A 26,227-nucleotide genomic window follows, 5' to 3' on the forward strand; every position below is an offset into this window, starting at 1 on the left:
CTCTCTCCATAAGCAACAAGGCGTGGGCACGCTTCCGCTTTGCCCACCCTACGAGATCGAGTGTGTGGCACGCAGCTCGAAACACAGACACGCCTTCCCGATCTCGCGGCTCAATCCGCCCGAGCTTTGCTTCGTCGCTCCACCCTCATAAAGCCAAGAGGGCGCAGGGAAGGCCGGGTGCCAGCGTGCACCCGCGGTCTGCTGCGCGAATAATGCGCAAAGGAGACCGCACAGCAGCATACAGGTGTCGCCGATCACTCGGCCTTCCCTGCGCGATGGTCGGACGGCTTATGCCGTGATCTCCCGGGAGCCGACCTTTCCTTCTGGCCTCCCTCGCCCCGCGAATTGACGATGCCGTCCGCCCGGTTGGGCTCGCGCGCATCTCCGCAGATGCTTGACCGTAGCAACGACGGCCAGGACCACACGGTTTTGCCGTACGCACGGCCCGCCATTGGGGGGGGGGGGGGGGGGGGGGGGGGGGGGGGGGGGGGGGGGGGGGGGGGGGGGGGGGGGGGGGGGGGGGGGGGGGGGGGGGGGGGGGGGGGGGGGGGGGGGGGGGGGGGGGGGGGGGGGGGGGGGGGGGGGGGGGGGGGGGGGGGGGGGGGGGGGGGGGGGGGGGGGGGGGGGGGGGGGGGGGGGGGGGGGGGGGGGGGGGGGGGGGGGGGGGGGGGGGGGGGGGGGGGGGGGGGGGGGGGGGGGGGGGGGGGGGGGGGGGGGGGGGGGGGGGGGGGGGGGGGGGGGGGGGGGGGGGGGGGGGGGGGGGGGGTTCGACGACGTTGTGCACGTTGCCGTCGACCTGCAGACGAGACGAACCTGACAGCGCCGCTCGTCGCACGCGGTTACGGACTCACAGGGACTACCCGCCCTGCCCGCACCTCTCGTGCCGACGCTGCCGCGTCCACCGCAGACCCGGCTCGCGACAGTGACGACACATAGTCGCCCCTCTTGGGTGAGCCGGGATGGGCGACACATACGCCGAAACCGAATTTCGGTAAAGTGGAATATTTTTGTGGGGAGGGGTTGACGGAGGGCGACACAGGGTGGGTTATGGGCAGACAAGTCAATCGTCGCGATTGCTAAACAAGCCCTCAGTCTCCATGGAACACAAGTCTAGCTCCCGCGGCCCCGAGACCAAAACCCATCAAGATGTTCCCAACGCCGAGGCATGATGGGTTTCGCAAGAGCTCAACCCATCCTACTACCGAGCTCTCATGCGGCACGGGACCTTCCCCTCCCCATCCTCTTTTCCACTGTGTGCTTCAGATCACAGCAGAATCAGCGGCCCTCCCCTACAATGACCCAGCATGGCCGCAAACAAGGTAACGGCGGTACGCGTGAGGCTGCGGAGGCGATCGACAGCTAGGGACTTTTGAGGCCGTCTGGGTGAAGAGCCCGGCGGCTTTTCTTTGTTGCTCCGCAGCACAAGAACGTTGATGCCCGGGACAAGCCCGGGCATGACGATGTCCGAACGTGATCTCCCTCAATCGAAGTGGAGCTTCCGCCTACGAACCACCCGCCCCCTTCCGCTCCTCGCGCTCTTCCTCCACCTGCCGCTCCGCTTCGAGCCAGAACTCCAGCTCGCGATCGCTCGGCCGTCCCGCCTGCTCCCAGAGCTCGTAGGCGCGTGCGCGCACCTGGCCGCGCCGCATCATGCGGCGGAGCTTTCGCTTCAGCTCTTCGGCAAAACTTCGGAAACGCTGGCCGGTGGTTTCGTCCTTGACGAGCGCGGCCGCTCGCGTGGCGAGTTCGATCTGGTGCTCTATCTTTTTCTGCTCGTCCACCGCCGACACTGCCGTGGGAAATGTTGCCAGAGCCCGTGCTGTTCGGAGATTGAATTCCTTTCGGGGATGGTCTGTTCCCTCGGCAAAAGCGCGCGGGATGGAAGAGCGTAGGATGGGGTGAGCGAAGCGAAACCCATCGGGGTCTGGACGACGTCGACGCATGACGGGATTCGCAAGGGCTCACCCATCCTACGCACCATCACATCGAGTCGACGCCGCTAAAGCGCGATGCGATTAGGATGAATCGCCATCGCGCTTCAGGTTGTTGTTTAAGCATGATCTTTTCGGAAAACCGCTGCGCACTTTTCCGGGTCATGCTTTAGTGCCACGTCGTGTCGGCTTCGACGATCACCACTCTGATTTCCGGATCCTCAGTCGTGTTGCAGGTGCAGGGCATGCCCTCACCGCAGCGGCAGCCGCCGAGTTTCTCGCTCCACGCCCGGAGCGGATGGTTTTCGCAGACCCATCCCAGACCCTGGCAGAATGGGCAGGTCTTGTCGGTCACAGCGTATCCGGCGTCCGCAGCGTGTTCGACTTTTCCTCGTTGCGCAGCTCCTGCTCGGCCGCGTTCCAAAATTCTTCTTCGCGGCCTTCGGGCTTGCCGGCCTGCTCCCACAGGCGGTGCGCGCGTTCTCTGATCTCTTGCTCGGTCGGGTCGGACAATTCTCGTCTCCTCTGGTGAAGCACGGCCCACCCTGGGGGGTATGGGGGCTTGGAGGCGGGCCGTGCAGGCCAGCGATCGGCGGCGAGGCTGACCCGCGGATTCAAGCTTCCATCGTGCGCGGGAGTTCCTAATCGCGCGCGCCGGGCGATAGCACGCTCATCAAATTACTTGAGACAGGAAGAAGCAGGGTATCCAGCCAGAACAGCAGGGCGCCGATGCCTAGCATCGCGGCGAATGCAAGCATGAGACGCATGAGCTGACCATTGGCCGCGTGGAATTCCCGCGAGAGCTCGCTCGCCAACGGACGCCTGAGCGTCAGCAGGCCGCGCCACTCGGGCGACGCTCCGGCTCTCAAGAAGGCCAGGCGTATCGCCATCGCCAAGATTACGACCGCACATCCCCAGGTCGCAAAGGCCAGGACACGCAGCAGGTCGTGCAACGCCTCTTGGAGGATGGACATGCGAAGCTCGGGGATATTGGTAGCGGGAGAGGGACTCGAACCCCCGACCCCAGGATTATGATTCCCGTGCTCTAACCAGCTGAGCTACCCCGCCACAGGGCCCGCGAACGGCGGCTACGGCCGATCTCGCGAACGCGCGGCATATAAAGAAGGGGGCGGCGGGAAGTCAATCCGCCTTCGCTAAAAGCTTCGGCGCGACAGGGCGTTTGGGGGTGGAAAAGGGACCGGTTTTGGCGGCGGATCGCCTGTTTTTGGATATCAGATTTGCGGAGACTCCCCCTCACCCGGAAGCCGCGCTTTTGCGGATTCCGGCCTCTCCCGCAAGCGGGAGAGGCGAAGGAAGAATCGGGCCTATTTCGGCCGCACGTTCGGGTCGCCGCCGGGGCTGCCGGGGGGCGGGATCACCGGGGTGTTGCCGCCGGTGTCGGGGGCCGGGGCGTGCATCTCGGGGTCGACGCCCGCGGGCGGGCAGAGCACGCCGTCGGACTTTGCCAGCTTGTCGCCGAGCGGTTCCCGGGACTGGCCGGTGGTGGTGCCATCGGCCTGGCGGTTCGGGCGGTCCTGCGGGGTGCAATTGGCCGCATGTTGCGGGGATGGCGGCGCGGTCGCTTGCGGCGGCGTCGCCGGGGCGGGCGGAGCCTGCGCGATCGCGCTGCCGGAGGCGACGATCAGGAGGCTGGCCAGGATGATGTTTGATGTCGTGCGCATGGGAGCAAAACGCGCCGATCACGGCGCGTGTTCCCTCGGCACGATCACGATTTGTGGTAGCGGATCAGCGAAAAGTGCCCCATCGGCGGCATCGGCCTCCGTTCGGCCAAGGTGATGCCGCCGTGCCTCGCGGCCCAGCCCTCGAGGCGGGCCCACGGGAATTCCGGGCGCCAGCCGAGGCGGCGGGCGACGGGCGCGAAGGCGAGCTCGAACAGTTTGCGCGGGCCGGTCTCGGCGCCGATGTGGTTGACGAGGATCAGCTCGCCGCCGGGCTTGAGCACGCGCACGAACTCATCGAGCGTGCCTTCGGGATCGGGCACGGCGGTGATGACATATTGCGCCACCACCGCGTCGAAGAAGTTTTCGGGGAAGGCGAGGTTTTTCGCATCCATCACCGAGAGCACTTCGACATTGGAGAGGCGAAGCGCACGCACCCGCGCCTGCGCCTTGCGCAGCATCGGCTCGGAGATGTCGACGCCGCAGATTTTCGTGGTGCGCGAATAGTCCGACAGCGACAGGCCGGTACCGACGCCGACGTCGAGGATGCGGCCGCCGATGCGGTCGGCCTCCGCGATGGTCGACTGCCGTCCGGCGTCGAACACCTTGCCGAACACGAGATCATAGACCGGCGCCCAGCGGCCATAGGCCTTCTCGACCCCGGCCCGCGAGATGTCTGCTGCCATGCCCCCTGCCCTGAATTCTCTTAACCGCGCACCGCTTCGACAAGCGGCCTCGCCGTGCCTGTCGCGACTTTCGCGGCGGCGCTTTGAATGAAGCCGCCGCCAAGCACGCGGGCCTGCCCACTGGGCGCGTCGTAGAACACGCAGGCCTGGCCGGGCGAGACGCCCTCCTCGCCGCCGACGAGCTCGACCTCATAATGGCCGTTCGCGCCGCGCAGCCATGCCGGCTGCGGCGCGCGGGTCGAGCGCACGCGCACGAACAATTCGAGGCCGGCGCCGATGGCGCGGTCGATGTCGCCGCCGCCGATCCAGTTGACGTCGCGCAAGGCGATGCGGTGCATCTTCAGCGCATCGCGCGGGCCGACGACGACGCGGCGGGTGGCAGCCTCAAGCCGCACCACGAACAGCGGCGCGTGGGCGGCGATGCCGAGGCCGCGGCGCTGACCGACGGTGAAATTGGCGATGCCGTTGTGCCGGCCGAGCACGCGTCCGTCGAGATCCACGATGTCGCCGGGGTCCATCGCATTCGGACGCAGGCGCGTGATGATGTCGGTATAGCGGCCCGTCGGCACGAAGCAGATGTCCTGGCTGTCGTGCTTGTCGGCGACGGACAGGCCAAAGCGGCGCGCGAGCTCGCGCGTCTCGGGCTTGGTCATGTCGCCGAGCGGGAAGCGCAGGAAGTCGAGCTGTTCTTGCGTCGTCGCAAACAGGAAATAGCTCTGGTCGCGGTCGGCGTCGGCCGCGCAGACCAGCGCGCGCGAGCCGTCTTCGCGGCGGCGCGAGGCGACGTAATGGCCGGTGGCGAGCGCCTGTGCGCCGAGCTCGCGCGCGGTCTTCAGGAGGTCGCGGAATTTGACGCTGCGGTTGCACTCGATGCACGGCACCGGCGTCTCGCCGAGCGCGTAGCTGTCGGCGAAATTGTCGATGACGGATTCGCGGAAGCGATCCTCGTAGTCGAGCACGTAATGGGGAATGCCGAGTTTTGCCGCGACGTCGCGGGCGTCGTGGATATCCTGGCCGGCGCAGCAGGCACCCTTGCGATGGGTCGCCGCGCCATGGTCGTAAAGCTGCAGCGTGATGCCGACGACGTCGTAGCCTTCCGCCTTCAGAAGCGCAGCCGTCGTCGAGGAATCGACGCCGCCCGACATGGCGACAACGACCCTGGTGTCCTCAGGACGGCCTTCGAGATCCAGACTGTTGAGCATGGGCCTTAAGGGTTGTGACGGCGTGCGGCGATCCGCGATTTCATGCTTCTCGCGGGACGTCGTCGAACCCCGGGAACTTTAGTTCCCGCAAGGCACGACTGCCCGGTCGAAAGCGGCTGAGAGTAACCTCTTTAATATAGGCGGCATTCCGGTGAAGCAATCACGGGGGCGGCCAGCTTAGGGCAATTCTTGCCGGGGAGGCAGAAATGGCGGGGTCGCAGCGGGCCCTGCGGCGACGGGATAAAATCCATAAACGATTGATTTTGCTACATAAATATACCTGAAAGGGCACTGGCCCGCTCCTTGCTCCCCTGATGCCAAAGATGTTTCCAAGGGGTCGCCTGTGGTCAGTCGTACGTCAGATGTCGTGGCCAGCGTGCAAGTTTCGAGCGCGCAGCAAAAGCCTGCGCGGTCGCAGAGCGCCAGGGAGCCATCCGCGAACGACTCCTTCGGGTCGCTGGTCGACAGCAACACCCAGGCGATCAACACCAATGCGGCCTCGCAGGCCCAGGATAGCGCGCCGCGGCGGAGCGATTCGTCCTCCGCGGACAAGGGGCCGCGCGACACCTCGTCCACGGATGAATCCTCGCAGAGCAGGGCGCGCGACGACACCGACACCTCCGCGCCCGCCAGGAACGACAAGACGAACGACAAGTCGAACGACACGACCACGGATGCGGCGAAGGACGCCGGCACGGCCAAGGACAAGGTCAAGGACAAGTCCGAGGCGTCGGACGCCAAATCGGCGGACACATCCGAGAAAACCAAGGACGACCAGACCGAGGGCACCGACACGCTCACCGCCGCGGTCGATGCCGCAGCAACCGCGCCGGCCGACGCGGCGCAGGCCGTGCCCGATCCGAACGCGATCGTGGTCGCGCCGGTCGTCCCGGCCGATCCCAACGCGGCTGCAAACCAGGCCGCCACCGCCTCGCCGCTGACGATCGCCGCCGCCGGCATCGCCGCCAGCGCTTCGACCGCGGCGCGGATCGCGGGCACCAAGACCGACACCGCCACGCCCGCCGACAAGAGCGCCAAGACCGCCGGCGCCAAGGTCGACGCCGACACCACCGCGACGCTGGCCGATGCCGCGACCGGGGCAACCGACGCGGCCGCGACCGACGCCAAGGCGAGCGGCGGGTTGATCCCCGTCAACCAGGGCACGCCGAAGACCTCGTTCCAGGCCGCCGTCGCCACCGCACAAGGACAGTCGGACGTCTCCAATATCGGCCAGGACGCCGGCAAGGCGAACGCCGCCCCGACACAAGCGCCGGGCGCCGCGACCGCCGACGCCGCAGCGCATCCGCAAAGCGCCAAGCCGCAGGCAGATGGCGCAGCGACCGAGGCGAAGCCCGGCGCAGCGGACCGTACGCCCGACGCGATCCCGGCCGCACCGGCCGCCCACGCCCATGCCAATGCGCAGGCCGCTTTCAACACCGCCGACACCAGCGCGCAGGCCGCCTCCGCGATGCAGGCGCCGCTGACCAACACGACCTCGACCGCGTCCGCTTCGACCGCGACGCTGACCGCGACCGCGGCCAGTGCGACGGCGGTGCCGATCAACGGCGTGCCGGTGGAGATCGCGGCCGCCATCCGCTCCGGCAAGTCCCGCTTCGACATCAGCCTCGACCCGGCCGAGCTCGGCCGCATCGACGTCCGCATCAATGTCGACCGCAACGGCAACGTCACCTCGCATCTCACGGTGGAGAAGCCGGAGACGCTGCAGATGCTGCGCCAGGACGCGCCGCAATTGCAGCGCGCGCTCGACGATGCCGGCCTCAAGTCCGGCAGCAACGGGCTGTCCTTCAGCCTGCGCGACCAGAATTCGTCGGGCCAGAACTCCGGCCAGAACAACGACAATGGCGGCAATGCCCGCCGGCTGATCATCAGCGAGGACGACACCGCTGCTGCCGCACCCGTCGGGCGCGGCTATGGCCGCATGTACGGGCCGAGCAGCGGCGTCGACATCAGAGTGTAAGGAGTATCAGACATGACCACCACGACTGGCGCTACCGCTCCTGCTGTCGTCTCCGGCACGACCGACCTCCCGAAATCCTCCTCGTCGAACTCGCTGAGCTCGACCACGGGATCGACGCTCGCCGGCAACTTCCAGACCTTCCTGACGCTGCTGACCACGCAGCTGCAGAATCAGAACCCGCTCGATCCGCTCGACACCAACCAGTTTACGCAGCAGCTGGTGCAGTTCGCCGGCGTCGAGCAGCAGCTCAAGACCAACGATGCGCTGTCGCAGCTCGTCACCCTGCAGCAGACCACGCAGGCGACCCAGGCGCTGGGCTTCGTCGGCAAGACCGCCCTGGTCGACGGCTCGACCGCGACCATGACCAAGTCATCAGCCACCTGGCATCTCAACGTGCCGACCGACTCCACCGTCGACATCACCGTCGCCAATGCCAGCGGCCAGACCGTGTTCACCGGCAAATACACCGCCGCCGCCGGCACCGACATTCCCTTCACCTGGAACGGCATGGGCAATGACGGCACGCAATGGCCCGACGGCAAGTATACGATCACGGCGACGGGCAAGGACGTGGCGAACAACAATGTCGGCATCGCCGCCCAGGTGCAGGGCGTCGTGTCGTCGGTCGACCTGACCCAATCGCCGCCCCTGCTCACCATCGACGGCGCAAGCTACACACTGAGCCAGGTGAAGAGCATCATCGCCACCAGCAGCAATTAAAGGTGCGCGCCGCTGCTATATACTCGCTGTCATCCCCGCGAAGGCGGGGATCCATAGCCCCAGGGAGAAGTTTGGCGAAGACCAGGGTTAGGACGTCATTCTTGGTACTGCTGCCCGCGTCTCATCGATAGATCACGCGGTATGGGTCCCTGCTTTCGCAGGGACGACATTGAGGGCCTCCGCGACACCGCGCTCCGGCTCCATTCGTTAGTAAAGTATTTACGAAGTCCCCCTCGACCGGCCCGGATTCCACCGTTTCGCCGGCCGACACGGCGCCGTTCCAGCCATTTTCAACGAGAATTGTATTGAAGCCTTAGGCTTAGCGGATTTTTAAGCCGCCGGGCGTAGGGTTACGGGCGTGAGTTCAGTGGTTGAGAGTTTGTGAGTACGCCATGACAGAACCCCATCGCCCGAGGGTAAAATACGTCATCGGGCCGGACGGCAGTCCGTTGACGATCGCGGATCTGCCTGCACCCGGCACCAAACGCTGGGTCATCCGCCGCAAGGCCGAAGTCGTCGCCGCCGTCCGTGGTGGACTTCTCTCGCTGGAGGAGGCCTGTAGCCGTTATACCCTGACGGTCGACGAATTCCTCTCCTGGCAGTTTTCCATCGACCAGCATGGTCTGGCGGGTCTTCGCACCACCCGCATCCAGCAATATCGCCAGTAGGCGATCCGGAAATCTGCGGCTTTTGACGAAAATCGGCCTCGCCCTGCGAGGCCGATTTTTTTCATATCCGCCCTTTGCGCGACTTTTGTCCGACCTCTTAACCTTCGTTAACCATATCGAAACCATCACCTAGGCAATAATTGCCCAGTCGGCCTTTCCTGTGAAAGCGGCCGAATCTGTTGGGGCGGTTGCTTGCAAGGTCTTGCGGACTTTTTGAAGAGTATCGGCGCCGCCCGGTTCGGGGCGATGATCGCGGTCACCGCCGCGCTCATCGGCTTTTTCGCGTTCGTCATCATGCGCGTCACCACGCCGCAGATGACGACGCTGTTCACCGACCTCAGCGTCGAGGATTCCTCCGGCATTATCAAGGACCTGGAACGCCAGGGCATCCAGTTCGAGATCCGCAACGAGGGCAGCATCATCATGGTGCCCAAGGACAAGGTCACGCGCCTGCGGATGAAGCTCGCCGAGGGCGGCCTGCCCAAGGGCGGCGGCGTCGGCTACGAGGTGTTCGACAAGTCGGACGCGCTCGGCACCACCTCCTTCGTCCAGAACATCAATCACCTCCGCGCGCTGGAAGGCGAGCTCGCCCGCACCATCCGCGCCATCGACCGCATCCAGGCCGCCCGCGTCCATCTGGTGCTGCCCGAGCGCCCGCTGTTTGCGCGCGAGGCGCCGGAGCCGTCGGCCTCGATCGTGGTCCGCGTCCGCGGCTCGCTGGAAGCCCAGCAGATCCGCGCCATCCGCCACCTCGTCGCCTCCGCCGTCAACGGATTGAAGCCGCAGCGGGTCTCGATCGTCGACGAGGCCGGCCAGCTGCTCGCCGACGGCGCCGCCACCGATCCGGAGCAGGCGGTCGGCGACGAGCGCCGCATCTCCTTCGAGAAGCGGATGCGCAAGCAGGTCGAGGACATCGTCTCCTCCGTGGTCGGCTCGGGCCGCGCCCGCGTCCAGCTCTCCGCCGATTTCGACTTCAACAAGATCACCCAGACCTCGGACAAGTTCGACCCCGAGGGCCGCGTGCTGCGCTCGAGCCAGACCCGCGAAGAGCAGAGCATGACCGCCGACAACAACGGCCAGGTCACCGTCAACAACGAGCTGCCCGGCAACCAGCAGAACAACGGCGTCGCGGCCAAGGACCAGAGCAAGAAGTCCGAAGAGACCAACAATTACGAGATCTCCCGCACCACCAAGACCGAAGTGACCGAAGCCGGCCGGGTCAACCGCATCTCGGTCGCGGTGCTGGTGGACGGCATCTACTCCAAGAACGACAAGGGCGAGCTGGCCTATCAGGACCGCACCAAGGAGCAGCTCGACCGCATCGCCACGCTGGTGCGCTCGGCGATCGGCTTCGACCAGAAGCGCGGCGACCAGGTGGAGGTCGTCAATCTGCGCTTTGCGGATGCGCCCTCCACTGCCCCGATCGGCGAGCCCGGCGGCTTCCTCGGCATGCTCCAGTTCACCAAGGACGACGTCATGTACTTCGTCGAGCTCGGCGTGATGATGCTGCTCGGCCTGATCGTGCTGTTCCTGGTGATCCGCCCGCTGGTCAAGCGCATCCTGGCCTCCGACGAAGTCGCCGCCGCCATCTCCGGCGTTCTCGCCGGCCCGGCGGCCTCGGAAGAGACCGCGCCGGCCGGCCAGGCGCTGCTGCCGAGCGGCGCCGCCAGCGCGATCGACGTTGCCACCATCCAGGGCCAGGTCCACGCCCAGTCCGTTCATCGCGTCGGCGAGCTCGCCGAGCGTAACCCCAACGAAACCGTCGCCATCATCCGCCAGTGGCTGACCGAACCTGCCAAGTAATCCGCACCAAGTGATCCCTCGCCAAGTGAATCAAGAAGTGATCTGACATGGCCGCCAGTCTGCAAAACGCCAACTCGAACGACATCACCAGCGTCATTTCCACGCTCGGCCAGCGTGCCGGCAGCCGCGCGGGCAACGCGGTCGAAGCGGTGTCTGGGCCGAAGCGCGCGGCGATCCTGATGCTGGCGCTCGGCGAGCAATATGGCGGCAAGATCTGGGGACTGCTCGACGACGACGAGGTGCGCCAGCTCTCGCTGGAGATGTCGACGCTCGGCACCGTCGAGGTCGACACCGTCGAGGACATGCTGCTCGAATTCGTCTCGCGCATGTCGGCATCGGGCGCGCTGATGGGCAATTTCGACGCCACCGAGCGGCTGCTGCAGCAATATCTGGCGCCCGAGCGCGTCAACGGCATCATGGACGAGATCCGCGGCCCCGCGGGACGCAACATGTGGGAGAAGCTCTCCAACGTGCAGGAAGAGGTGCTCGCCAACTATCTCAAGAACGAATATCCGCAGACCATCGCGGTGGTGCTCTCGAAGCTGAAACCGGAACACGCCGCGCGCGTTCTCGGCATCTTCCCCGAGGAGCTTGCGCTCGACGTCGTCAATCGCATGCTGAAGATGGAGGCGGTGCAGAAGGAGGTGATCGAGAGCGTGGAGAAGACCCTGCGCACCGAATTCATGTCCAACCTGTCGCAGACCCGCCGCCGCGACGCCCACGAGGTGATGGCGGAGATCTTCAACAATTTCGACCGCCAGACCGAAACCCGCTTCATCACCTCGCTGGAAGAGGACAACCGCGAATCGGCCGAGCGCATCAAGGCGCTGATGTTCACCTTCGACGACCTCGTGAAGCTGGATTCCGGCTCGGCCCAGACGTTGATGCGCAACGTCGACAAGGACAAGCTCGGCGTCGCGCTCAAGAGCGCCAACGAGGACGTCCGCAACTTCTTCTTCGGCAACATGTCCTCGCGCGCTGCCAAGATGCTCCAGGACGACATGGCGGCGATGGGCCCGGTGCGGCTGCGCGACGTCGACGAGGCCCAGGCGCTGCTGGTCAACCTCGCCAAGGATCTCGCCGCCAAGGGCGAGATCATGCTGACCAAGAACCGCGCCGACGACGAACTGGTGTATTGATGGCCGCTCCGGCAAAATTCCTGTTCGATACCGACTTCGCGGCGCCCGAGCGGACGACACGCGAGAAGGCCGCGACCGCTGCGGAGATCGCCCAGAAGGTCGCGGAAGCCGAGGCGCGCGCCTATCAGGACGGCTTTGCCGCCGGCCAGCAGGAGGCCAAGGCCGAGAGCGACCGCCGCGTCGCGCTTGCCATGGAAGAGATCAATATCGGCATCCGCGGCATCGCATCCGGCATCGGCAACATCGAATCCAAGATGGAAACCGAGGCGGTCGACGTCGCGGTGGCGGTTGCGCGCAAGCTGTGCGCAGACCTGGTCGCCGCCGAGCCGCTCGGCGAGATCGTCGCACTGGTCAAGGACTGCTTCTCGCATCTGGTCGCGACACCGCATCTGGTAGTCCGCATCAACGACGCGCTCTACGACAGCGCCCGCGAGAAGATCGAGCGGCTCGCCAAGCAGAGCGGCTTCGAAGGACGGCTGGTGATCCTGGCCGAGCCGGAGATTGCGACCGGCGACTGCCGGATCGAATGGGCCGATGGCGGCGTCGTGCTGGAGCGCGGCGCCATCGCGGCCAAGATCGACGAAATGGTTGGACGCTATGTCGCGTCCCGCAGGGGGAGCTAAGCCATGAGCGATACCGACGGACAGGTCCCGCTGCCCGATCTCAACGGCCCGATGCCGCCCACCGGCACGGATGTCGGCTACAACGAGGACGAATATGCGGCGCGTGCCGCCGCCGATCTCGAGGCGGTGTTCGACGTTCCCGTGCAGGTCTCGGCCGTGCTCGGCCGCTCGAAGATGGACGTCAGCGAGCTCCTGAAGCTCGGACCCGGCACCGTGCTCGAGCTCGACCGGCGCGTCGGCGAGGCCATCGACATCTACGTCAACAACAAGCTGGTCGCCCGCGGAGAAGTCGTCCTGGTCGAGGACAAGCTCGGCGTGACCATGACCGAAATCATCAAGACCGAACGCAGCTGATAGCGCGCGCGACCAGACGGACAGGAGACTGACATGCGGCTTCTCATCGTTGGCACATTGAAGGGCCAGCTCACCACCGCCACCAAGATCGCGATGGACAACGGCGCCACCGTGACCCATGCCGAGGATCACGACCAGGCCATGCGCGTGCTGCGCGGCGGCAAGGGCGCCGACCTCCTGCTGGTCGACGTCGCCCTCGACATCCGGGACCTCGTGATGCGGCTCGAGGCCGAGCACATTCATGCCCCGATCGTCGCCTGCGGCATCACCAACGACGCCCGCGCCGCGGTCGCCGCGATCCACGCCGGCGCCAAGGAATACATCCCGCTGCCGCCGGACCCGGAGCTGATCGCCGCGGTGCTGGCCGCGGTCGCCAACGATTCCCGCGAGCTGGTCTATCGCGACGAGGCGATGGCGAAGGTGATCAAGCTGGCGCAGCAGATCGCAGGATCCGACGCCTCGGTAATGGTCACCGGTGAGTCCGGAACGGGTAAGGAAGTGCTGGCCCGCTACGTCCACACCCGCTCGGCGCGCGCCAAGCGCCCCTTCATCTCCATCAACTGCGCCGCTATTCCCGAGCATCTCCTGGAATCCGAGCTGTTCGGCCACGAGAAGGGCGCCTTCACCGGCGCGATCGCGCGCCGCATCGGCAAGTTCGAGGAGGCGACCGGCGGCACGCTGCTGCTGGACGAAATCTCCGAGATGGACGTCCGCCTGCAATCGAAACTGCTGCGCGCCATCCAGGAGCGCGTGATCGACCGCGTCGGCGGCACCAAGCCGGTGCCGGTCGACATCCGCATCATCGCGACCTCGAACCGCAATCTGGCCGAGGCCGTGCGCGAAGGCACGTTCCGCGAGGACCTGCTGTTCCGCCTCAACGTCGTCAACCTGAAGATCCCGCCGCTGCGTGAGCGTCCCCTCGACATCCTCGAGCTCGCTCAGCACTTCGTGAAGAAGTACGCCGAAGCCAACGGAGTGCCGGTGCGCCCGATCTCGGCGGAAGCGCGCCGCGTGCTCTCGGCCAACCGCTGGCAGGGCAACGTCCGCGAGCTCGAAAACACCATGCACCGCTCCGTGCTGATGGCGCAGGGCGACGAGATCGGAGCCGACGCGATCCTCACCCCGGACGGCGACCGCCTCGACCTCGCGAAAACCGTGCCGGCCGTGGCGCATGCCACGATGGCCGCCGAGCAGGTGACGCGCGCGCTGGTGGGGCGCACCGTCGCCGATGTCGAGCGCGACCTGATCCTGGAGACACTGAAGCACTGCCTCGGCAACCGGACCCATGCCGCCAACATCCTGGGCATCTCGATCCGCACGCTGCGCAACAAGCTCAACGAATATTCCGACGGCGGCATCCCGATCACCCCCGCGGGAACGCCGGGCGAGTATCCGCGCATGCCGATGATGGGAGCGTAAGGGCTTCTGACAAAATTGAGATGCGAATGCCCCGGGCCAGTCCCGGGCATTTTTCTTTGCGGGGTAGTGCTATGCTGGTGTCGTCCCCGCCTGCTGCGCAATTGCGCGTGGGGCCGGGACAGCGCCGGGAGGAACGGTGCGTGAAGCAGTTCACAAAGGACACGCCGCAACATCGTTAGAGTCCCGGTGCCGCTTGGCAGGATGCCGGCGAGGTGCCGCATCCGCGTTTCGCGAACCTCCTCAACCGAAAGGGCACGCCATGAAATACGCTTCGTGGACGATCTCCCGCTTTTCGCTGATTGCAGCGCTGATCTCGGCCACCGCGCCGCTTGCGCGCGCGGACGTGATCATGGACTGGAACGCCAAAGCCGATGCGATCGCCGCCGAGAAACAGATTCTTCCGGCGCCGCACAGCCGCGCCTTGTCCATGATGCACGTTGCAATGTTCGAGGCCGTCAATGCGATCGACCGCCGCTACGCGCCTTACAAGGTCACGCTGTCCGCGGAGCGTTCGACCTCGCGGGAAGCCGCGGGGGCAGTTGCGGCTCACGACGTGCTGCTGTCGATCTATCCGGACCTCAAGCCGGACCTGGATGCGACACTGACGAACGCGCTGACGCCGATTGCCGAGGGCGAGTCCAAGAGCGCCGGCATCGCGCTCGGGAAAGAAGCTGCGGCACAGATCATCCAGCTTCGCGCGAACGATGGCAGCGCCGCCGTGGAAACGTACCGGCCCCCGACCACACCGGGCGCCTATATTCCAACCGTCGTCCCGCTCTTCTCGACCACCGGTGCGACAACGCCGTGGGTCATGGCGTCCGGATCGCAGTTTCGCCCCGGACCACCGCCGGCACTCGATTCAGAGGTTTGGACCAGGGACGTCAACGAAATCCGCGAGGTCGGCGGCAGAGGCAGCCCGACCCGGACACCCGAGCAGACGACGATCGGCCGCTTCTGGTTCTCTGTCGGCGCCCGCACCTACAATCCCATCGTGAGGCAGGCCGCCTTGGCCAAGGGAGTGGATCTCGTCGACTGCGCCCGCCTGTTCGCCCTGACGTCGATTGCCGGGAACGATGCCATCGTTGCCGTGTTCGACGCCAAGTACCATTACAATTTCTGGCGCCCGATCACGGCCATACGCAATGCCGATCTGACCTCGAATGCCGCAACGCCTCGCGATCCCTCCTGGCTGCCGCTTGGGGACACGCCGATGCATCCTGAATATCCCTGCGCTCACTGCATCATCTCGGCCGCAATTTCGACCGTGCTCCAGACCGTCGTTGGAGATTTTGGCGAGTTCTCACTGACCAGCCCGACGGCGCCAGGGGTCACGCGCAAATGGTCGCGGCTCCAGGACTATAGCGACGAAGTCTCCAATGCGCGCATCTGGGCCGGCTTCCACTACCGGTTCTCGACCGAAGTCGGCAAGGACATGGGTCGGAAGATCGGCGCGCTGGTCGTCGCGACGCAGCTTCGCGGTGTGGAGGCAATGGCGGAACCGAAGCGTTAGAATGCCCGGGGCGGGTCCCGGGCGTTCTTCTTTGCGAGCGGGGCTCGCACCGCCGCCCCACCCTCCGCCGTCGTCCTGGCGAAAGCCAGGACCCATTACGCCAGGGGGGAGTTTGGCGAAGATTCGTCGTTCGGTACCTCTATCGCCTTCAGTCGATAGATTCCGCGGTATGGGTCCCCGCGTTCGCGGGGACGACAGCGATGGACATGGCCGCACCGCGTTCTCCGGCTAGGTCGCACGCATGCGAAGCCCTATAACCCCGCGTGAGAACCACGAGGGTAAACATGTCTCAATCTCAAATCACGGACTGGCTGGCATCGCAGCGGCAGGCGATGATCGATCTGCTCCGCGATGTCGTGAACATCGATTCCGGATCCTATGACAAGGAAGGCGTCGATGCGGTCGGTGCGCGGTTCGAGCGGCATTTTGCCGAGCATGGCATTCCGTTCCGGCGCGAGAGCCACGACGCCTTCGGCGACGCGATCCACGCCGAGGTGGCCAAGCCCGGCAGCAACGAGAAGCCGGTGCTGTTGATGGGACACCGCGACACCGTGTTCGGCAAGGGTGAAGCGGAGCGGCGCCCGTTCACGATCAGGGACGGCCGCGCCTATGGGCCTGGCGTCGCCGACATGAAGTCCGGCGTCGTCATGAACATCTTCGTCGCGACGGCCTTCCACAAATTCGGCGGCAACCCGCATCCGATCAAGCTGCTGATCACCTCGGACGAGGAGATCGGCTCGCCCTCCTCGCGGCCCGTGATCGAGCGTGAAGGCCGCTCCGCCCGCGCCGTGTTCAATTCCGAGCCGGGCCGCCCCACCGGCAACGTCGTGACGGGCCGCAAGGGCGGCATCTTCATGCATCTCGGCATCACCGGCAAAGCCGCGCATTCCGGCGCCAATTTCGCCGCGGGTGTCAGCGCGATCGGCGAGCTCGCGCACAAGATCGTGCAGATCCACGCGCTGACCGATCTCGACAAGGGCATCACGCTCAATGTCGGCCTGGTCTCGGGCGGACAGTCCGTCAACACCACGGCGCCTTACGCCGAGGGCCAGATCGACCTGCGCTATGTCGATCCGGCGGATCGTGCGCGGGTGATGGACGCGATCGAGACCATCGTCGCGAAATCTTTCGTGCCGGGCACGCGTGCGACGCTGACCATCAAGGGCGAGTTCGTGCCCGTGGTGCAGAGCGCGGATTCGAAGACGCTGTTCGAGAACTACCAGGCGGCTGCAAGAGAGGCCGGCCTCACCACGCTCCAGGGCGAGTTCTCCGGCGGCTGCGCCGATTCCGGCTTCACCGCCGCCGTGGGCACGCCGACCATCTGCGGCCTCGGGCCGGTCGGCGGCCTCGCGCACACGCCGGAGGAGTATCTCGATATCGACAGCATCGTGCCGCGCGCGCAAGCGCTGGCGCTGGCGATTTTGCGGGGATGAATGCAGGTGCCGTAGGGTGGGCAAGGCGAAGCGTGCCCACGATTTGACGGCAATTGGAACGAGATGGTGGGCACGGCGCAAGTGCGCCTTTGCCCACCCTACGAAACCTCCCGAATGTCTACGAATAACTCGGCGCGTCCGGCTTGCGGAAGATGTGGATGGGATCGCCGGGGATGATCACGGGCTGGCCCGAGAACATCGCGTAGGCGTAGAGCGCGAGATAGGCGATCGCCAGCGCGCCGATGGCATAGAAGGCCCAGGTCGCGACGCGCTTCATCGATCCGCTCCATTGCCGTCCCGGCGGGAGGCTCAGGCGCTTCTAGAGCGATGACGGGGAAAAGGCCAGCCTTCCGCGCCGGCCACCCGCGCGATCAAAGGCCGCGCCGGCCGCGCGCGGGAACGCTCACGTCCGCAAGCCTCGCGGCGTCCTCGTCCTGGTCGACCGCCACGTACTGGCCATGCCAATAGGCCAGCGCCGCGTTGCGGGTGGAATTCCTGACGTTCCTGACACGGCCGATGACGATGCCGTGCGAATGTCGCTCCACGATCTCCTCGACCTCGCAATCGAAGGCCGACAGCGCGCCGACGAGCAGCGGAACGCCCGAGACCGCCGTCACCCATTTGGCGCCCGTGAAACGGTCAGCGCCCTTCAGCCCGTCCTTGCCGGCAAAGCGTTCGGCGACGTCGAGCTGGTCGGCGTTGAGGATGTTCACGCCGAAAGCGCCGTGGCGCCGGATCAAGGGGAAGGACGAGGCGTCGCGATTGATGCTGACCAGCAGCGTCGGCGGCTCGACCGACAGCGAGGTCACCGAGGTCACCGTCATGCCGGTGATGTCCTTGCCCCGCCCGGCCGTGATGACGCTGACGCCGCCGGTGAGATGGCGCATGGCGCCGCGGAAATCGGCGGACGAGACGGGGATTTCAGTCATGAGATCGCGAGGCACTACATTCATGGCATGGTCCCCGAGACGGGGTTCCCTTGTATCTAGGTACGATCGTCCGCCGACAACAGGTGGCTCAGGATCGAGCCCTCCAGACCCGCAAGCTCGGCCGAGCCGCGCTGGCGCGGCCGGCCTGCGTGAACCACGACATCATGGGCGATGCGGCCCTCTTCGATCACCAGCACCCGGTCCGCCAGCGCCACGGCCTCGGCGACGTCATGGGTCACCAAAATCGCAGTAAAGCCCTGGTCGCGCCAGACACGCTCCAAAAGGCGCTGCATCGAGATCCGGGTCAGCGCATCCAGCGCACCAAGCGGCTCGTCGAAGGCCAGCACGCGCGGACGGGAAACCAGCGCACGGCCGAGCGCGACGCGCTGCTTCTGGCCGCCCGACAGCACCGACGGCCACTGGTCGCGCTTGTCGGCAAGGCCGACCTCGCTCAAGGCCTTCTCGGCGCGCGCATGCGCATCGGCGGAGGCACGATCGCGGCCGAGGCCAACCTCGACATTGGCGAGCACGCGGGCCCAGGGCAACAGCCGCGGCTCCTGGAACATGACGCGGATGTCCTCGGGCTGAATGTCCTGGCCGAAGCTGATGCTGCCGGCGTCGATCTTGTCGAGGCCCGCGATGAGGCGCAGCAGAGTGCTCTTGCCGCAACCACTTTTTCCCACGATGGCAACGAACTGGCCGGCGGGAATGTGCAAATCGATGCCGCGCAGCACCTCGTTGCTACCGAAGGATTTGCGCAAGCCCCGGATGCTGAGCGGCAGGCCGGTGCTTTGCGCCTCGCGCACGACGCGCGCGTGAGGCGCAAAATTGGCGCGGCGGGCGAGCTCGGTTTCCGGAAGGGAGCTACGAACGGCTGTCTGCATGTGATTCCCAGTATCTCTGCTCAATTTTTCTGGAAGGCGGGGTGCCAGGAGAGCGTCAAACGCTCCAGCACGCGGGAGGCGCTGTCGGCGAGCTTGCCGAGCAGGGCGTAGATCAGGATCGAGAGCACGACGACGTCGATCAGCATGAACTCGCGCGCCTGCATCGCCATGTAGCCGAGGCCCGATGACGCCGCGATGGTCTCGGCGACGATCAGGGTCAGCCACATGATGCCGAGCGCGAAGCGGATACCGACGAAGATCGACGGCAGCGCGCCCGGGAAGATCACGCGGCGGAACAATTCGCCGTCGGTCATGCCGTAGATGCGGCCCATCTCGACCAGCTGCGGATCGACGGTGCGGATGCCGTGCAGCGTGTTGAGGTAGATCGGGAAGAACACGCCCAGCGCCACCAGGAACAGTTTTGCGCTCTCGTCGATGCCGAACCACAGGATGACCAGCGGGATCAGAGCCAGATGCGGCACGTTGCGCACCATCTGCAACGTGGTGTCGGTGAGTTTTGCCGAAAGCTGCGACAGGCCGTTGGCGAGACCGAACGCGAAGCCGATGCTGCCGCCGATCAGGAAACCGATCGAGGCGCGCCAGAACGAGACCCAGATGTTGCGGACGAGCTCGCCGGAGAGCAGCAGCTTCCAGCCGGCGAGCAGGACGTCGCTCGGGGCCGGCAGCACCCGCGTCGGCACGAAGCCGGTCACGCTGGCGACCTGCCAGATCGCGATGATGGCGAGCGGCACGATCCACTGGATCAGGCCGTCGATCCGCGGCAAACGAAAGCTGCGCGGAAGTGAAACGCTGTCGATCACGCTCATGACTGCGACACCCGATGTTGCGGACGGAAGTCGCTGCCGACCGTCTCGCCGAACGGACCGCCGTTGAAGTGCAGCTTCGTCACGTTGGAGGGCTGCTCCAGCGAGAGCAGCGGGAACACCAGCTCGGCGAAGCGATAGGCCTCCTCCAGATGCGGATAGCCCGACATGATAAAGGTATCGATGCCGATCTCCTGATACTCCCTGATCCGGGCCGCCACCGTCTCGGCGTCGCCCACCAGCGCCGTGCCGGCGCCGCCACGCACGAGGCCGACGCCGGCCCACAGGTTCGGGGCGATCTCGAGCTTGTCGCGCTTGCCGCCGTGAAGCTGCGCCATGCGCTGCTGGCCGACGGAGTCCATGCGGGCAAAGTTCTTCTGCGCCAGCGCGATGGTGTCGTCGCTGACATGCCTGATCAGCTCGTTCGCGGCACCCCAGGCCTCCTCGTTGGTTTCGCGAACGATCACATGAAGGCGGATGCCGAAGGACAGCTTGCGGCCGCGCGCAGCTGCGACCTCCCTCACCTTGGCGATCTTCTCGGCCACCAGGGCCGGCGGCTCGCCCCAGGTGAGATATTTATCGACGGTATCGACGGCGACGTCGATGCCGGCGTCCGAGGAGCCGCCGAAATAGAGCGGCGGGCGCGGCGACTGCACCGGCGGAAACAGCAGCTTGCCGCCCTCGACATGGATGTGCTTGCCCTCGACATTGACCGTCTTGCCGGCGAGCAGGTCGCTATAGACGCCCAGGAACTCGCGGGTGACCTCGTAGCGCTCGTCATGGCCGAGGAAGATGCCGTCGCCCTTGTTCTCGACGGGATCGCCGCCGGTGACGACGTTGACGAGCAGCCGGCCGCCCGTGACGCGATCGAGCGTCGCGGTCATGCGCGCCGCAACGCTCGGCGATTGCAGGCCGGGCCTGACAGCCACGAGGTAACGCAGCCGTTCGGTGAACGGTGCGACTGCGGAGGCGACGATCCAGGAATCCTCGCAGGACCGCCCGGTCGGCAGCAGCACGCCGAAATAGCCGAGCTGATCGGCGGCCTGCGCGATCTGGCGCAGATAGTTGAAATTGACCTCACGGCCGCCGACGCCGGTGCCGAGATAGCGGCCGTCGCCGTGGGTCGGCAGGAACCAGAGAATGTTGGTGTTGGGTTGCTTGCTCATGACCTTGCTCACGATCCTGACTTCCGAGCCACATCGGAGATCTTGATGGATTTGGGGATCAGGCCCAGCGCGAAGAACGCGTCGGCTACCTGCTGCTGGTCGGCGATGACGGCATCCGTGATCGGCTTGATGCCGTAGGACTGTCGCTTTAACGCCACCTCGACGACCGGAACGGACAGACCGATCGCGGGCGCGAGTTGCTCGGCTACTGCATGGATATCGCCCTTGGCCCAATCGTCGACCGTGCTGAGCTCGGCGAGCACGACGTCGACGATCTCAGGATTGGCACGGAGGAATTTCTTCGAGGCAAAGTAGAACTGATAGTTGGCGACGATGCCGGTGCCGTCAGCGAGCGTGCGCGCGCCGGTGGCCGCCTCCGCCGCCGCCTGGAACGGATCCCAGATCACCCAGGCATCGACCGCGCCGCGCTCGAAGGCGGCGCGCGCGTCGGCGGGTGCGAGGAACACCGGCTCAACTTCCGAGTACTTCACGCCGGCTTTCTCCAGCGCCTTGACCAGGAGGTAGTGGACGTTAGAGCCCTTGTTGAGCGCGACCTTCTTGCCTTTGAGGTCGGCGACCGACTTCAGCGGACTGTCCTTCGGCACCAGGATCGCCTCGCCCTTCGGCGCCGGCGGTTCATAGGCGACGTACTGGATCGGCGCGCCGGCGGCCTGCGCGAAGATCGGCGGGGCTTCGCCGGTGTTTCCGAAATCGATCGCGCCGACATTAAGGGCTTCGAGCAGCGGCGGGCCGGAGGGGAATTCGGTCCACACCACCTTGTAGCCGTCGGCGGCGAGCTTCGGCTCGAGCGTGGCCTTGCTCTTGAGCAGCACCAGCTTGCCGTATTTCTGGTAGCCGATGCGGACCACCTTGTCCTGACCGTAGGACGTGCCGACCGCGGCAGCGACGATGCCGATCGACAGCACCACGGCCGCGATCAGACGCTGAATGATACGCCTCATGTTCAAACCCCTGTGTGTGGGAAGGCTGGTCGGCACGATCAGGCTGCCGGGTTGCGCCAGACGATGTCGCGGATCGCGATCGGCTTCGGGATCAGTCCGAGCTTGTAGAAGCGATCGGCGACGCCCTGCTGGGTCGCGACGATGTCATCGGTGACGGGCCCGACGACGAAGGACGACCGGTTCGCCGCGATGGTCTGGATCTCCAGCGGAATGCCGGTCACCGCGGCGAGAGACTTCGCGACCTCGTCGCGATGCTGCTCGGCCCATCTGGCGGTCGCGGTGGTGACGTCAACGATCTGCTGCAGGATCGCGCCGTGGTTCTTCGCGAAATCGCGGTTGGCGATGTAGAAGGAATTGGTCTTGGTGACCTCGCGCGCGTTGATCAGGATGCGGCCGCTCTGTTTGGTCTCACCGATCGCGAAGTAGGGATCCCAGATCGCCCAGGCCTCGATGCTGCCATTGGCAAAGGCGGGGCCGGCGTCCGGCGGCGTCAGATAGACCGGTGTGATGTCGGCATAGGTGAGGCCCGCCTTCTCCAGCGTCTGCACCACGATGTTGTGCGCGCTGGAGCCCTTGGTGAAGCCGACACGCTTGCCTTTCAGCTCACCGATCGCGCGGATCGGCGAATCTTTCGGCACCAGAATGCCCTGGCCGTTGGTGATGGGCTGGCCCGCGGCATAGACGATCGCGGCGCCCGCGGCCTGCGCGAACACCGGCGGGGAATCACCGACCGCGCCGTAATCGACGCTGCCGACATTCATCGCCTCCATCATCGGCGGGCCCGAGGAGAACTCGACCCACTTCACCTCGATGCCCAGGGGCGTGAAATGTTTTTCCAGCGCGGCCTGCTGGCGCGTGATGACCAGCACGCCGTTCTTCTGGTAGCCGACACGAATTTCCTTCACCGCGCCTTGCGCGATCGCAGGCGAGGCGAGCGCAGCGGCGGCTGCGGTTCCGATGGAGAGCTTGAGAAAGTCACGACGCTGCATTCCACACTCCCGGCCGCGTGCGGCCGTCATCATTCACGTTTCAGGAATGATGGTGCGGGTTATCGGAGGTGTCGAGACGTGCGGAAAAATAGCGATGCGAGCACTGCGCGTGCGGCAGCGCGCATGATTAATCTTTCAAGCGGCCGCGATGATGCAGAGGGATTTTTTCTGCACGCGAATGTGAGAGCCGCACGGATCTGGTCCCGGCTAATGCCATGTCACCGGCAGATTCTGCAGTCCGCGAAACGCCCAGCCGCCGATCCGCACCGGCTCGTCATCGGCGATCTCGAGAAGCCTGGCGCGTGCGAACACGGTCGGCAGCGCGACGTCGGCGATCATGGCGCGAGAGGCCCATGCGCCGGCGCAAAAATGCGGGCCGGCGCCGAACGCGACGCTCTTGGTCGTATCACGCCGCACGTCGAACTGATCCGCGCGCTCAAAATGCCTCTCGTCGCGATTGGCGGAGCCGAACATCAGGAACACACGCTCGTCGAGCTCGAACGAAACGTCGCGGATGCTCCACGGCTTGGCGATACGCCGTGGCGACATGCCGATCGGCGAGATCCAGCGGGCATATTCCTCGAACGCCTCGAGCCAGGTCACCTCGCCCTTGCGCACCAGATCGAGCTGCTCGGGATGGGTCAGGAGCGCCCAGACCGTGCCGGCGATGGCCTTGCGCGGCTCATTCTGGCCGCCTGAGATCGCGAGTTTGACATTTGCCCGCACGCTGTCCATCGGCATGCCGGAGGCCACGAGCACGCCGAGGATGCTCTGGTCCGGGTTCTTCGTGATCACCGGCAGGATGTCGTCGATCGCAGCGTCGATGCCCGACGTCGCGGCATGGCAGCGCGCCTCGACGGCGGGATCGCCGGCATAGTTGGCGATGCCCTCGATCATGCCTTGCGACCACGCGTCCATGTCGCCAAAGCCGATATTGGTGAGGCCGGTGATCGACTTCAGGCATTCGCCGGAGAACGGCAGCGCGAAGTCGCGCATGAAGTCGATCCGCCCCGGCGCGATCGCGTCGAAGATGCGGTCGGCATGGGCCTGGAATAGCGCGGTCCAATGCGCCTTCACCGTCTTCGGCGACACCGTCGGAAACATCGCGCGGCGCTCGACCTGGTGCGCCTCGCCGTCCTTGCGCATCATGTTGTGGCCCATCAGCCGGTTCATCAGGCCGGCGGGCTGGTGCGAGGAGAACACGTCGATCTGCTTCTCGGAGATCGAGATGTCGTCGCGGCTGGTCAGCAGGGTCGAGCCGAGCTGCGGCACGAACGCGATCGGCGCTTCTTTCCGCATTGTCGCGAGCATCGGATAGGGATCGGCCCAGAACGCGACAGGGTCGATGTCGATGCGCGGCGCGGTGCTCAAAGCGGCCTCCCCGGATTGTCGTATCCTTCAGGCCAGACTAGCGAACTCCGCGGCCGGCGTCTGTCCCTAGCGATAGGGACGGACCGAGCTACCGGGCCTCGGCGATCTTCGGTCCAGATGGGAGCATCTGCGCGTTGGCTGCCGAGGGCCGGTTCGACGGCGGTGCCGGGTCCGGCGAACGCGATGCGGCGTCGGCCGGCGCTCCCTGGGACGGTCGGCGAGCCGCGGCTGCCGGAAGCACGATCACTTTCGCGCCGACCTTCACCCGTTCATAGAGGTCCGTGACGTCGTCATTGGTGAGCCGGATGCAGCCGGACGAAACGCGCTTGCCGATCGTAGCGGGGTTGTTGGTGCCGTGAATGCGATATTCGGTCTCCCCGAGATACATTGCGCGGGCGCCGAGCGGATTGCCGGGACCACCTGCCATGAAGCGCGGCAGATAAGGCTGGCGCGAGACCATCTCCACGGGCGGATGCCAATCCGGCCATTCGGCTTTACGGGCCACGGTCTGCTCACCGGACCACGTGAAACCTTCGCGGCCGACACCGATGCCGTAGCGCATCGCCTGCCTGTCGTTCAGGACGAAATAGAGGAATGTGTTTCCGGTATCGATGATGACCGTGCCCGGCGCCTGGCGGCTGGCATAGTCGACCACCTGCCGCACCAATGCTCCAGGAGCATCAGCGTCGGCTTTGGGCGGCTCGGCCAGAGGCGCCGGAACCGGTGCCGGAATCGGAGCTGCAGCCGGGGCCGGAACCGCCGCTGCGGCATGAACTGGAGGCGCCACGTAGACAGGAGACGACGATGCCCGGGCTTCCTGTGCGGGCGGCTTCCGTACCGGCTGCACGCTCGCCTGGCCGGACAGCAAACCGTATCCCAACGCGGCGACGGCCACGGCGCAAATTGCAACCCTCGCGGCCATCGGGATTGCGAGCGTCTCCGCCTTCCCACGTTTGGCCTTGGCCCGCTTAGCCATATCTTTCTCCAGGGGTCACTGTGCCTGAAGAGGTACCCAGCAAAATTTAAGAAACTTCGAAGCGATGCCGCGTAGACGGGAACCGTTGGCGATGGTTAACGCGGAATTCTTGTTCGGCGACATCAAGAATGGGATACCGCTTGATACTGCCCTCAGTTCAGGCCGTGAGGCCCCGCGAGCAGACCCAGCACGATCGAAAACAATTCGTTCTGCGAGGAGATGCCGAGCCGCTGATAGGCGCGCTTGCGGTAGGTCAGGGTCGAATGCAGGCTGATGCCGAGTTCTTGCGAGATTGCCTCGGAGCTGAAACCGAGCAGGATGCGACGGCAGACCTCCTGCTCACGCGGTGTCAGCGTGGAGAGCGGCGCGCGCGTGGCGAACAATGTGGCGAGGTTCTGGTCAGGCGTCGCGGTCGCGGCCTGCTGGAAATGACGTGCGACGCTGGCGCCGATCGCTGGCGCGATCGCCTGCAGCCGTTCGCGCTGCGCGGCGCTGAAGCGGCCCTGGGCCGTGATGCGGTAGAAATTGACGTAGAAGCAGGTGTCGCCAGTCCAGATCGCGGTCGCGCATTTGTCGACGATGCCGGAATCGTGGAAGAATATCTTGCGGTAGCGCGCACCATACATGCGCGGCGCGAACGACGGCAGCATGATCGGCGCAGGGCCCTCGCCTTCGAACAGCGCATCGCGGTTGGGATCTGATTCATGGAAGTGCCCGGCATAGGCCGCGCCGAGATCGCCGCCGATCGGGATGTTGCCTGCATCGAGCAGGCAGGTCGCGGCACCGGAACGGCTCAGCGCGAACACCATGCAATGGCCGACATCGGCGTGGCGGCGCAGCGTGTCGATCAGGACTTTTGGGAAATCGGAGCGGCCTATGGCGAGCACCGCGGGCGCGATATCGCCTGCCGCTGCAGTTGTGGACGTCCCGCAAGGGCGCATCGTCTTCTCCCTGTCGCTTTTGACGTGGTCTACCAGCAAT

General features: G+C 65.8%; 28 protein-coding genes and 1 tRNA gene. 11 read left to right on the forward strand and 18 right to left on the reverse strand.

What is annotated here, in order from left to right; all coding sequences use genetic code 11:
- Positions 1-429 precede the first annotated feature (429 nt).
- Positions 430-936 (forward strand): hypothetical protein, encoded by a 507-nt coding sequence (locus tag XI04_RS10460; RefSeq protein ID WP_271623653.1) that lies wholly within the window; start codon positions 430-432, stop codon positions 934-936.
- A 566-nt stretch (positions 937-1,502) separates the two neighbouring features.
- Here the strand turns inward: XI04_RS10460 and XI04_RS10465 are convergent.
- The 8 genes from XI04_RS10465 to mnmA form a co-directional block, all read right to left on the reverse strand.
- Positions 1,503-1,781 (reverse strand): DUF2934 domain-containing protein, encoded by a 279-nt coding sequence (locus XI04_RS10465; protein ID WP_038970857.1) that lies wholly within the window; start codon positions 1,779-1,781, stop codon positions 1,503-1,505.
- Positions 1,782-2,100: 319 nt separating this feature from the next.
- The gene (locus tag XI04_RS10470) at positions 2,101-2,286 is read right to left on the reverse strand and encodes a hypothetical protein (protein WP_038948493.1); all 186 of its coding nucleotides are present in this window, start codon (positions 2,284-2,286) and stop codon (positions 2,101-2,103) included.
- A complete protein-coding gene (locus XI04_RS10475; RefSeq protein ID WP_018318410.1) occupies positions 2,283-2,444 on the reverse strand; it encodes a DUF2934 domain-containing protein in 162 nt (53 codons plus the stop codon). The genes XI04_RS10470 and XI04_RS10475 overlap by 4 nt, the downstream gene beginning before the upstream one ends.
- A gap of 128 nt (positions 2,445-2,572) precedes the next feature.
- On the reverse strand, positions 2,573-2,905 hold the full coding sequence (locus tag XI04_RS10480; protein ID WP_152102425.1) for a hypothetical protein: 333 nt from the start codon (positions 2,903-2,905) through the stop codon (positions 2,573-2,575).
- A gap of 17 nt (positions 2,906-2,922) precedes the next feature.
- Positions 2,923-2,999 (reverse strand) — tRNA-Met (locus XI04_RS10485).
- A 257-nt stretch (positions 3,000-3,256) separates the two neighbouring features.
- Positions 3,257-3,613 carry a hypothetical protein gene (locus tag XI04_RS10490; protein ID WP_028140204.1) on the reverse strand — a complete coding sequence of 119 codons (357 nt, stop codon included), beginning with the start codon at positions 3,611-3,613 and terminating at the stop codon, positions 3,257-3,259.
- 44 nt (positions 3,614-3,657) lie between these two features.
- Positions 3,658-4,296: a class I SAM-dependent methyltransferase gene (locus XI04_RS10495; RefSeq protein WP_028140205.1), complete on the reverse strand. Its 639-nt coding sequence runs from the start codon at positions 4,294-4,296 to the stop codon at positions 3,658-3,660.
- A gap of 20 nt (positions 4,297-4,316) precedes the next feature.
- Positions 4,317-5,498 carry a tRNA 2-thiouridine(34) synthase MnmA gene (mnmA, locus tag XI04_RS10500; RefSeq protein WP_038948492.1) on the reverse strand — a complete coding sequence of 394 codons (1,182 nt, stop codon included), beginning with the start codon at positions 5,496-5,498 and terminating at the stop codon, positions 4,317-4,319.
- Between the two features lie 343 nt (positions 5,499-5,841).
- On the opposite strand from mnmA, the gene XI04_RS10505 reads away from it, so the two are divergent.
- From XI04_RS10505 to XI04_RS10550, 10 genes are all read left to right on the forward strand, one after another.
- A complete protein-coding gene (locus XI04_RS10505; RefSeq protein WP_271623654.1) occupies positions 5,842-7,476 on the forward strand; it encodes a flagellar hook-length control protein FliK in 1,635 nt (544 codons plus the stop codon).
- A 12-nt stretch (positions 7,477-7,488) separates the two neighbouring features.
- The gene (locus XI04_RS10510; protein ID WP_028140208.1) at positions 7,489-8,196 is read left to right on the forward strand and encodes a flagellar hook assembly protein FlgD; all 708 of its coding nucleotides are present in this window, start codon (positions 7,489-7,491) and stop codon (positions 8,194-8,196) included.
- Positions 8,197-8,588: 392 nt separating this feature from the next.
- Positions 8,589-8,864: a CtrA inhibitor SciP gene (gene sciP, locus XI04_RS10515; RefSeq protein ID WP_002714638.1), complete on the forward strand. Its 276-nt coding sequence runs from the start codon at positions 8,589-8,591 to the stop codon at positions 8,862-8,864.
- Positions 8,865-9,056: 192 nt separating this feature from the next.
- The gene (fliF, locus tag XI04_RS10520) at positions 9,057-10,667 is read left to right on the forward strand and encodes a flagellar basal-body MS-ring/collar protein FliF (RefSeq protein WP_028140209.1); all 1,611 of its coding nucleotides are present in this window, start codon (positions 9,057-9,059) and stop codon (positions 10,665-10,667) included.
- A 47-nt stretch (positions 10,668-10,714) separates the two neighbouring features.
- Entirely contained in the window at positions 10,715-11,806 is a 1,092-nt protein-coding gene (gene fliG, locus XI04_RS10525) for a flagellar motor switch protein FliG (protein ID WP_028140210.1), read from the forward strand.
- Positions 11,806-12,429, forward strand: coding sequence for a FliH/SctL family protein (locus XI04_RS10530; protein WP_018318402.1), 624 nt, complete (start codon positions 11,806-11,808; stop codon positions 12,427-12,429). Before fliG ends, XI04_RS10530 begins: the two co-directional genes overlap by 1 nt.
- Positions 12,430-12,432: 3 nt before the next feature.
- Positions 12,433-12,783, forward strand: a complete 351-nt coding sequence (gene fliN / locus XI04_RS10535) for a flagellar motor switch protein FliN (protein ID WP_018318401.1) — start codon at positions 12,433-12,435, stop codon at positions 12,781-12,783.
- A gap of 33 nt (positions 12,784-12,816) precedes the next feature.
- The gene (flbD, locus tag XI04_RS10540) at positions 12,817-14,202 is read left to right on the forward strand and encodes a sigma-54-dependent transcriptional regulator FlbD (RefSeq protein ID WP_028140211.1); all 1,386 of its coding nucleotides are present in this window, start codon (positions 12,817-12,819) and stop codon (positions 14,200-14,202) included.
- Positions 14,203-14,461: 259 nt separating this feature from the next.
- Positions 14,462-15,712 (forward strand): vanadium-dependent haloperoxidase, encoded by a 1,251-nt coding sequence (locus tag XI04_RS10545; protein ID WP_038948487.1) that lies wholly within the window; start codon positions 14,462-14,464, stop codon positions 15,710-15,712.
- Positions 15,713-15,996: 284 nt separating this feature from the next.
- Positions 15,997-17,145 carry a M20 family metallopeptidase gene (locus tag XI04_RS10550; RefSeq protein ID WP_271608838.1) on the forward strand — a complete coding sequence of 383 codons (1,149 nt, stop codon included), beginning with the start codon at positions 15,997-15,999 and terminating at the stop codon, positions 17,143-17,145.
- A 118-nt stretch (positions 17,146-17,263) separates the two neighbouring features.
- On the opposite strand, the gene XI04_RS10555 is transcribed toward XI04_RS10550, so the two are convergent.
- From XI04_RS10555 to XI04_RS10600, 10 genes are all read right to left on the reverse strand, one after another.
- Positions 17,264-17,422, reverse strand: coding sequence for a hypothetical protein (locus XI04_RS10555; RefSeq protein ID WP_018318398.1), 159 nt, complete (start codon positions 17,420-17,422; stop codon positions 17,264-17,266).
- A 94-nt stretch (positions 17,423-17,516) separates the two neighbouring features.
- The gene (locus XI04_RS10560) at positions 17,517-18,098 is read right to left on the reverse strand and encodes a flavin reductase family protein (RefSeq protein WP_028140214.1); all 582 of its coding nucleotides are present in this window, start codon (positions 18,096-18,098) and stop codon (positions 17,517-17,519) included.
- A gap of 32 nt (positions 18,099-18,130) precedes the next feature.
- The gene (locus tag XI04_RS10565) at positions 18,131-18,958 is read right to left on the reverse strand and encodes an ATP-binding cassette domain-containing protein (RefSeq protein WP_212429039.1); all 828 of its coding nucleotides are present in this window, start codon (positions 18,956-18,958) and stop codon (positions 18,131-18,133) included.
- Between the two features lie 20 nt (positions 18,959-18,978).
- Entirely contained in the window at positions 18,979-19,785 is an 807-nt protein-coding gene (ssuC, locus tag XI04_RS10570; protein WP_038970845.1) for an aliphatic sulfonate ABC transporter permease SsuC, read from the reverse strand.
- Positions 19,782-20,948, reverse strand: a complete 1,167-nt coding sequence (gene ssuD / locus XI04_RS10575; RefSeq protein WP_028140217.1) for an FMNH2-dependent alkanesulfonate monooxygenase — start codon at positions 20,946-20,948, stop codon at positions 19,782-19,784. Before ssuD ends, ssuC begins: the two co-directional genes overlap by 4 nt.
- A gap of 8 nt (positions 20,949-20,956) precedes the next feature.
- The gene (locus tag XI04_RS10580; protein WP_271608840.1) at positions 20,957-21,910 is read right to left on the reverse strand and encodes a sulfonate ABC transporter substrate-binding protein; all 954 of its coding nucleotides are present in this window, start codon (positions 21,908-21,910) and stop codon (positions 20,957-20,959) included.
- A gap of 38 nt (positions 21,911-21,948) precedes the next feature.
- Complete coding sequence (locus XI04_RS10585; protein WP_028140219.1) at positions 21,949-22,899, reverse strand: sulfonate ABC transporter substrate-binding protein; 951 nt, start codon at positions 22,897-22,899, stop codon at positions 21,949-21,951.
- 207 nt (positions 22,900-23,106) lie between these two features.
- Positions 23,107-24,270 carry a cytochrome P450 gene (locus XI04_RS10590; protein WP_271608841.1) on the reverse strand — a complete coding sequence of 388 codons (1,164 nt, stop codon included), beginning with the start codon at positions 24,268-24,270 and terminating at the stop codon, positions 23,107-23,109.
- An 88-nt stretch (positions 24,271-24,358) separates the two neighbouring features.
- Positions 24,359-25,246 (reverse strand): L,D-transpeptidase, encoded by an 888-nt coding sequence (locus XI04_RS10595; RefSeq protein ID WP_038948478.1) that lies wholly within the window; start codon positions 25,244-25,246, stop codon positions 24,359-24,361.
- A 152-nt stretch (positions 25,247-25,398) separates the two neighbouring features.
- Positions 25,399-26,187, reverse strand: coding sequence for a helix-turn-helix transcriptional regulator (locus XI04_RS10600; protein WP_271608842.1), 789 nt, complete (start codon positions 26,185-26,187; stop codon positions 25,399-25,401).
- Between the last annotated feature and the right edge of the window lie 40 nt (positions 26,188-26,227).

Origin of the sequence: Bradyrhizobium sp. CCBAU 11430 (assembly GCF_028128855.1) — a bacterium.
In the GTDB taxonomy this organism is placed as follows: Bacteria; Pseudomonadota; Alphaproteobacteria; order Rhizobiales; family Xanthobacteraceae; genus Bradyrhizobium; species Bradyrhizobium ottawaense.

Excerpts from the sequence above, each read along its gene's own strand:
- XI04_RS10480 (WP_152102425.1), bottom strand. The coding sequence starts at position 2,905 with ATGTCCATCCTCCAAGAGGCGTTGCACGACCTGCTGCGTGTCCTGGCC.
- XI04_RS10490 (WP_028140204.1), bottom strand. The coding sequence starts at position 3,613 with ATGCGCACGACATCAAACATCATCCTGGCCAGCCTCCTGATCGTCGCC.
- XI04_RS10495 (WP_028140205.1), bottom strand. The coding sequence starts at position 4,296 with ATGGCAGCAGACATCTCGCGGGCCGGGGTCGAGAAGGCCTATGGCCGC.
- mnmA (WP_038948492.1), bottom strand. The coding sequence starts at position 5,498 with ATGCTCAACAGTCTGGATCTCGAAGGCCGTCCTGAGGACACCAGGGTC.
- XI04_RS10510 (WP_028140208.1), top strand. The coding sequence starts at position 7,489 with ATGACCACCACGACTGGCGCTACCGCTCCTGCTGTCGTCTCCGGCACG.
- sciP (WP_002714638.1), top strand. The coding sequence starts at position 8,589 with ATGACAGAACCCCATCGCCCGAGGGTAAAATACGTCATCGGGCCGGAC.
- fliG (WP_028140210.1), top strand. The coding sequence starts at position 10,715 with ATGGCCGCCAGTCTGCAAAACGCCAACTCGAACGACATCACCAGCGTC.
- XI04_RS10530 (WP_018318402.1), top strand. The coding sequence starts at position 11,806 with ATGGCCGCTCCGGCAAAATTCCTGTTCGATACCGACTTCGCGGCGCCC.
- fliN (WP_018318401.1), top strand. The coding sequence starts at position 12,433 with ATGAGCGATACCGACGGACAGGTCCCGCTGCCCGATCTCAACGGCCCG.
- flbD (WP_028140211.1), top strand. The coding sequence starts at position 12,817 with ATGCGGCTTCTCATCGTTGGCACATTGAAGGGCCAGCTCACCACCGCC.
- XI04_RS10545 (WP_038948487.1), top strand. The coding sequence starts at position 14,462 with ATGAAATACGCTTCGTGGACGATCTCCCGCTTTTCGCTGATTGCAGCG.
- XI04_RS10550 (WP_271608838.1), top strand. The coding sequence starts at position 15,997 with ATGTCTCAATCTCAAATCACGGACTGGCTGGCATCGCAGCGGCAGGCG.
- XI04_RS10555 (WP_018318398.1), bottom strand. The coding sequence starts at position 17,422 with ATGAAGCGCGTCGCGACCTGGGCCTTCTATGCCATCGGCGCGCTGGCG.
- XI04_RS10560 (WP_028140214.1), bottom strand. The coding sequence starts at position 18,098 with ATGAATGTAGTGCCTCGCGATCTCATGACTGAAATCCCCGTCTCGTCC.
- XI04_RS10565 (WP_212429039.1), bottom strand. The coding sequence starts at position 18,958 with ATGCAGACAGCCGTTCGTAGCTCCCTTCCGGAAACCGAGCTCGCCCGC.
- ssuC (WP_038970845.1), bottom strand. The coding sequence starts at position 19,785 with ATGAGCGTGATCGACAGCGTTTCACTTCCGCGCAGCTTTCGTTTGCCG.
- ssuD (WP_028140217.1), bottom strand. The coding sequence starts at position 20,948 with ATGAGCAAGCAACCCAACACCAACATTCTCTGGTTCCTGCCGACCCAC.
- XI04_RS10580 (WP_271608840.1), bottom strand. The coding sequence starts at position 21,910 with ATGAGGCGTATCATTCAGCGTCTGATCGCGGCCGTGGTGCTGTCGATC.
- XI04_RS10585 (WP_028140219.1), bottom strand. The coding sequence starts at position 22,899 with ATGCAGCGTCGTGACTTTCTCAAGCTCTCCATCGGAACCGCAGCCGCC.
- XI04_RS10595 (WP_038948478.1), bottom strand. The coding sequence starts at position 25,246 with ATGGCTAAGCGGGCCAAGGCCAAACGTGGGAAGGCGGAGACGCTCGCA.
- XI04_RS10600 (WP_271608842.1), bottom strand. The coding sequence starts at position 26,187 with ATGCGCCCTTGCGGGACGTCCACAACTGCAGCGGCAGGCGATATCGCG.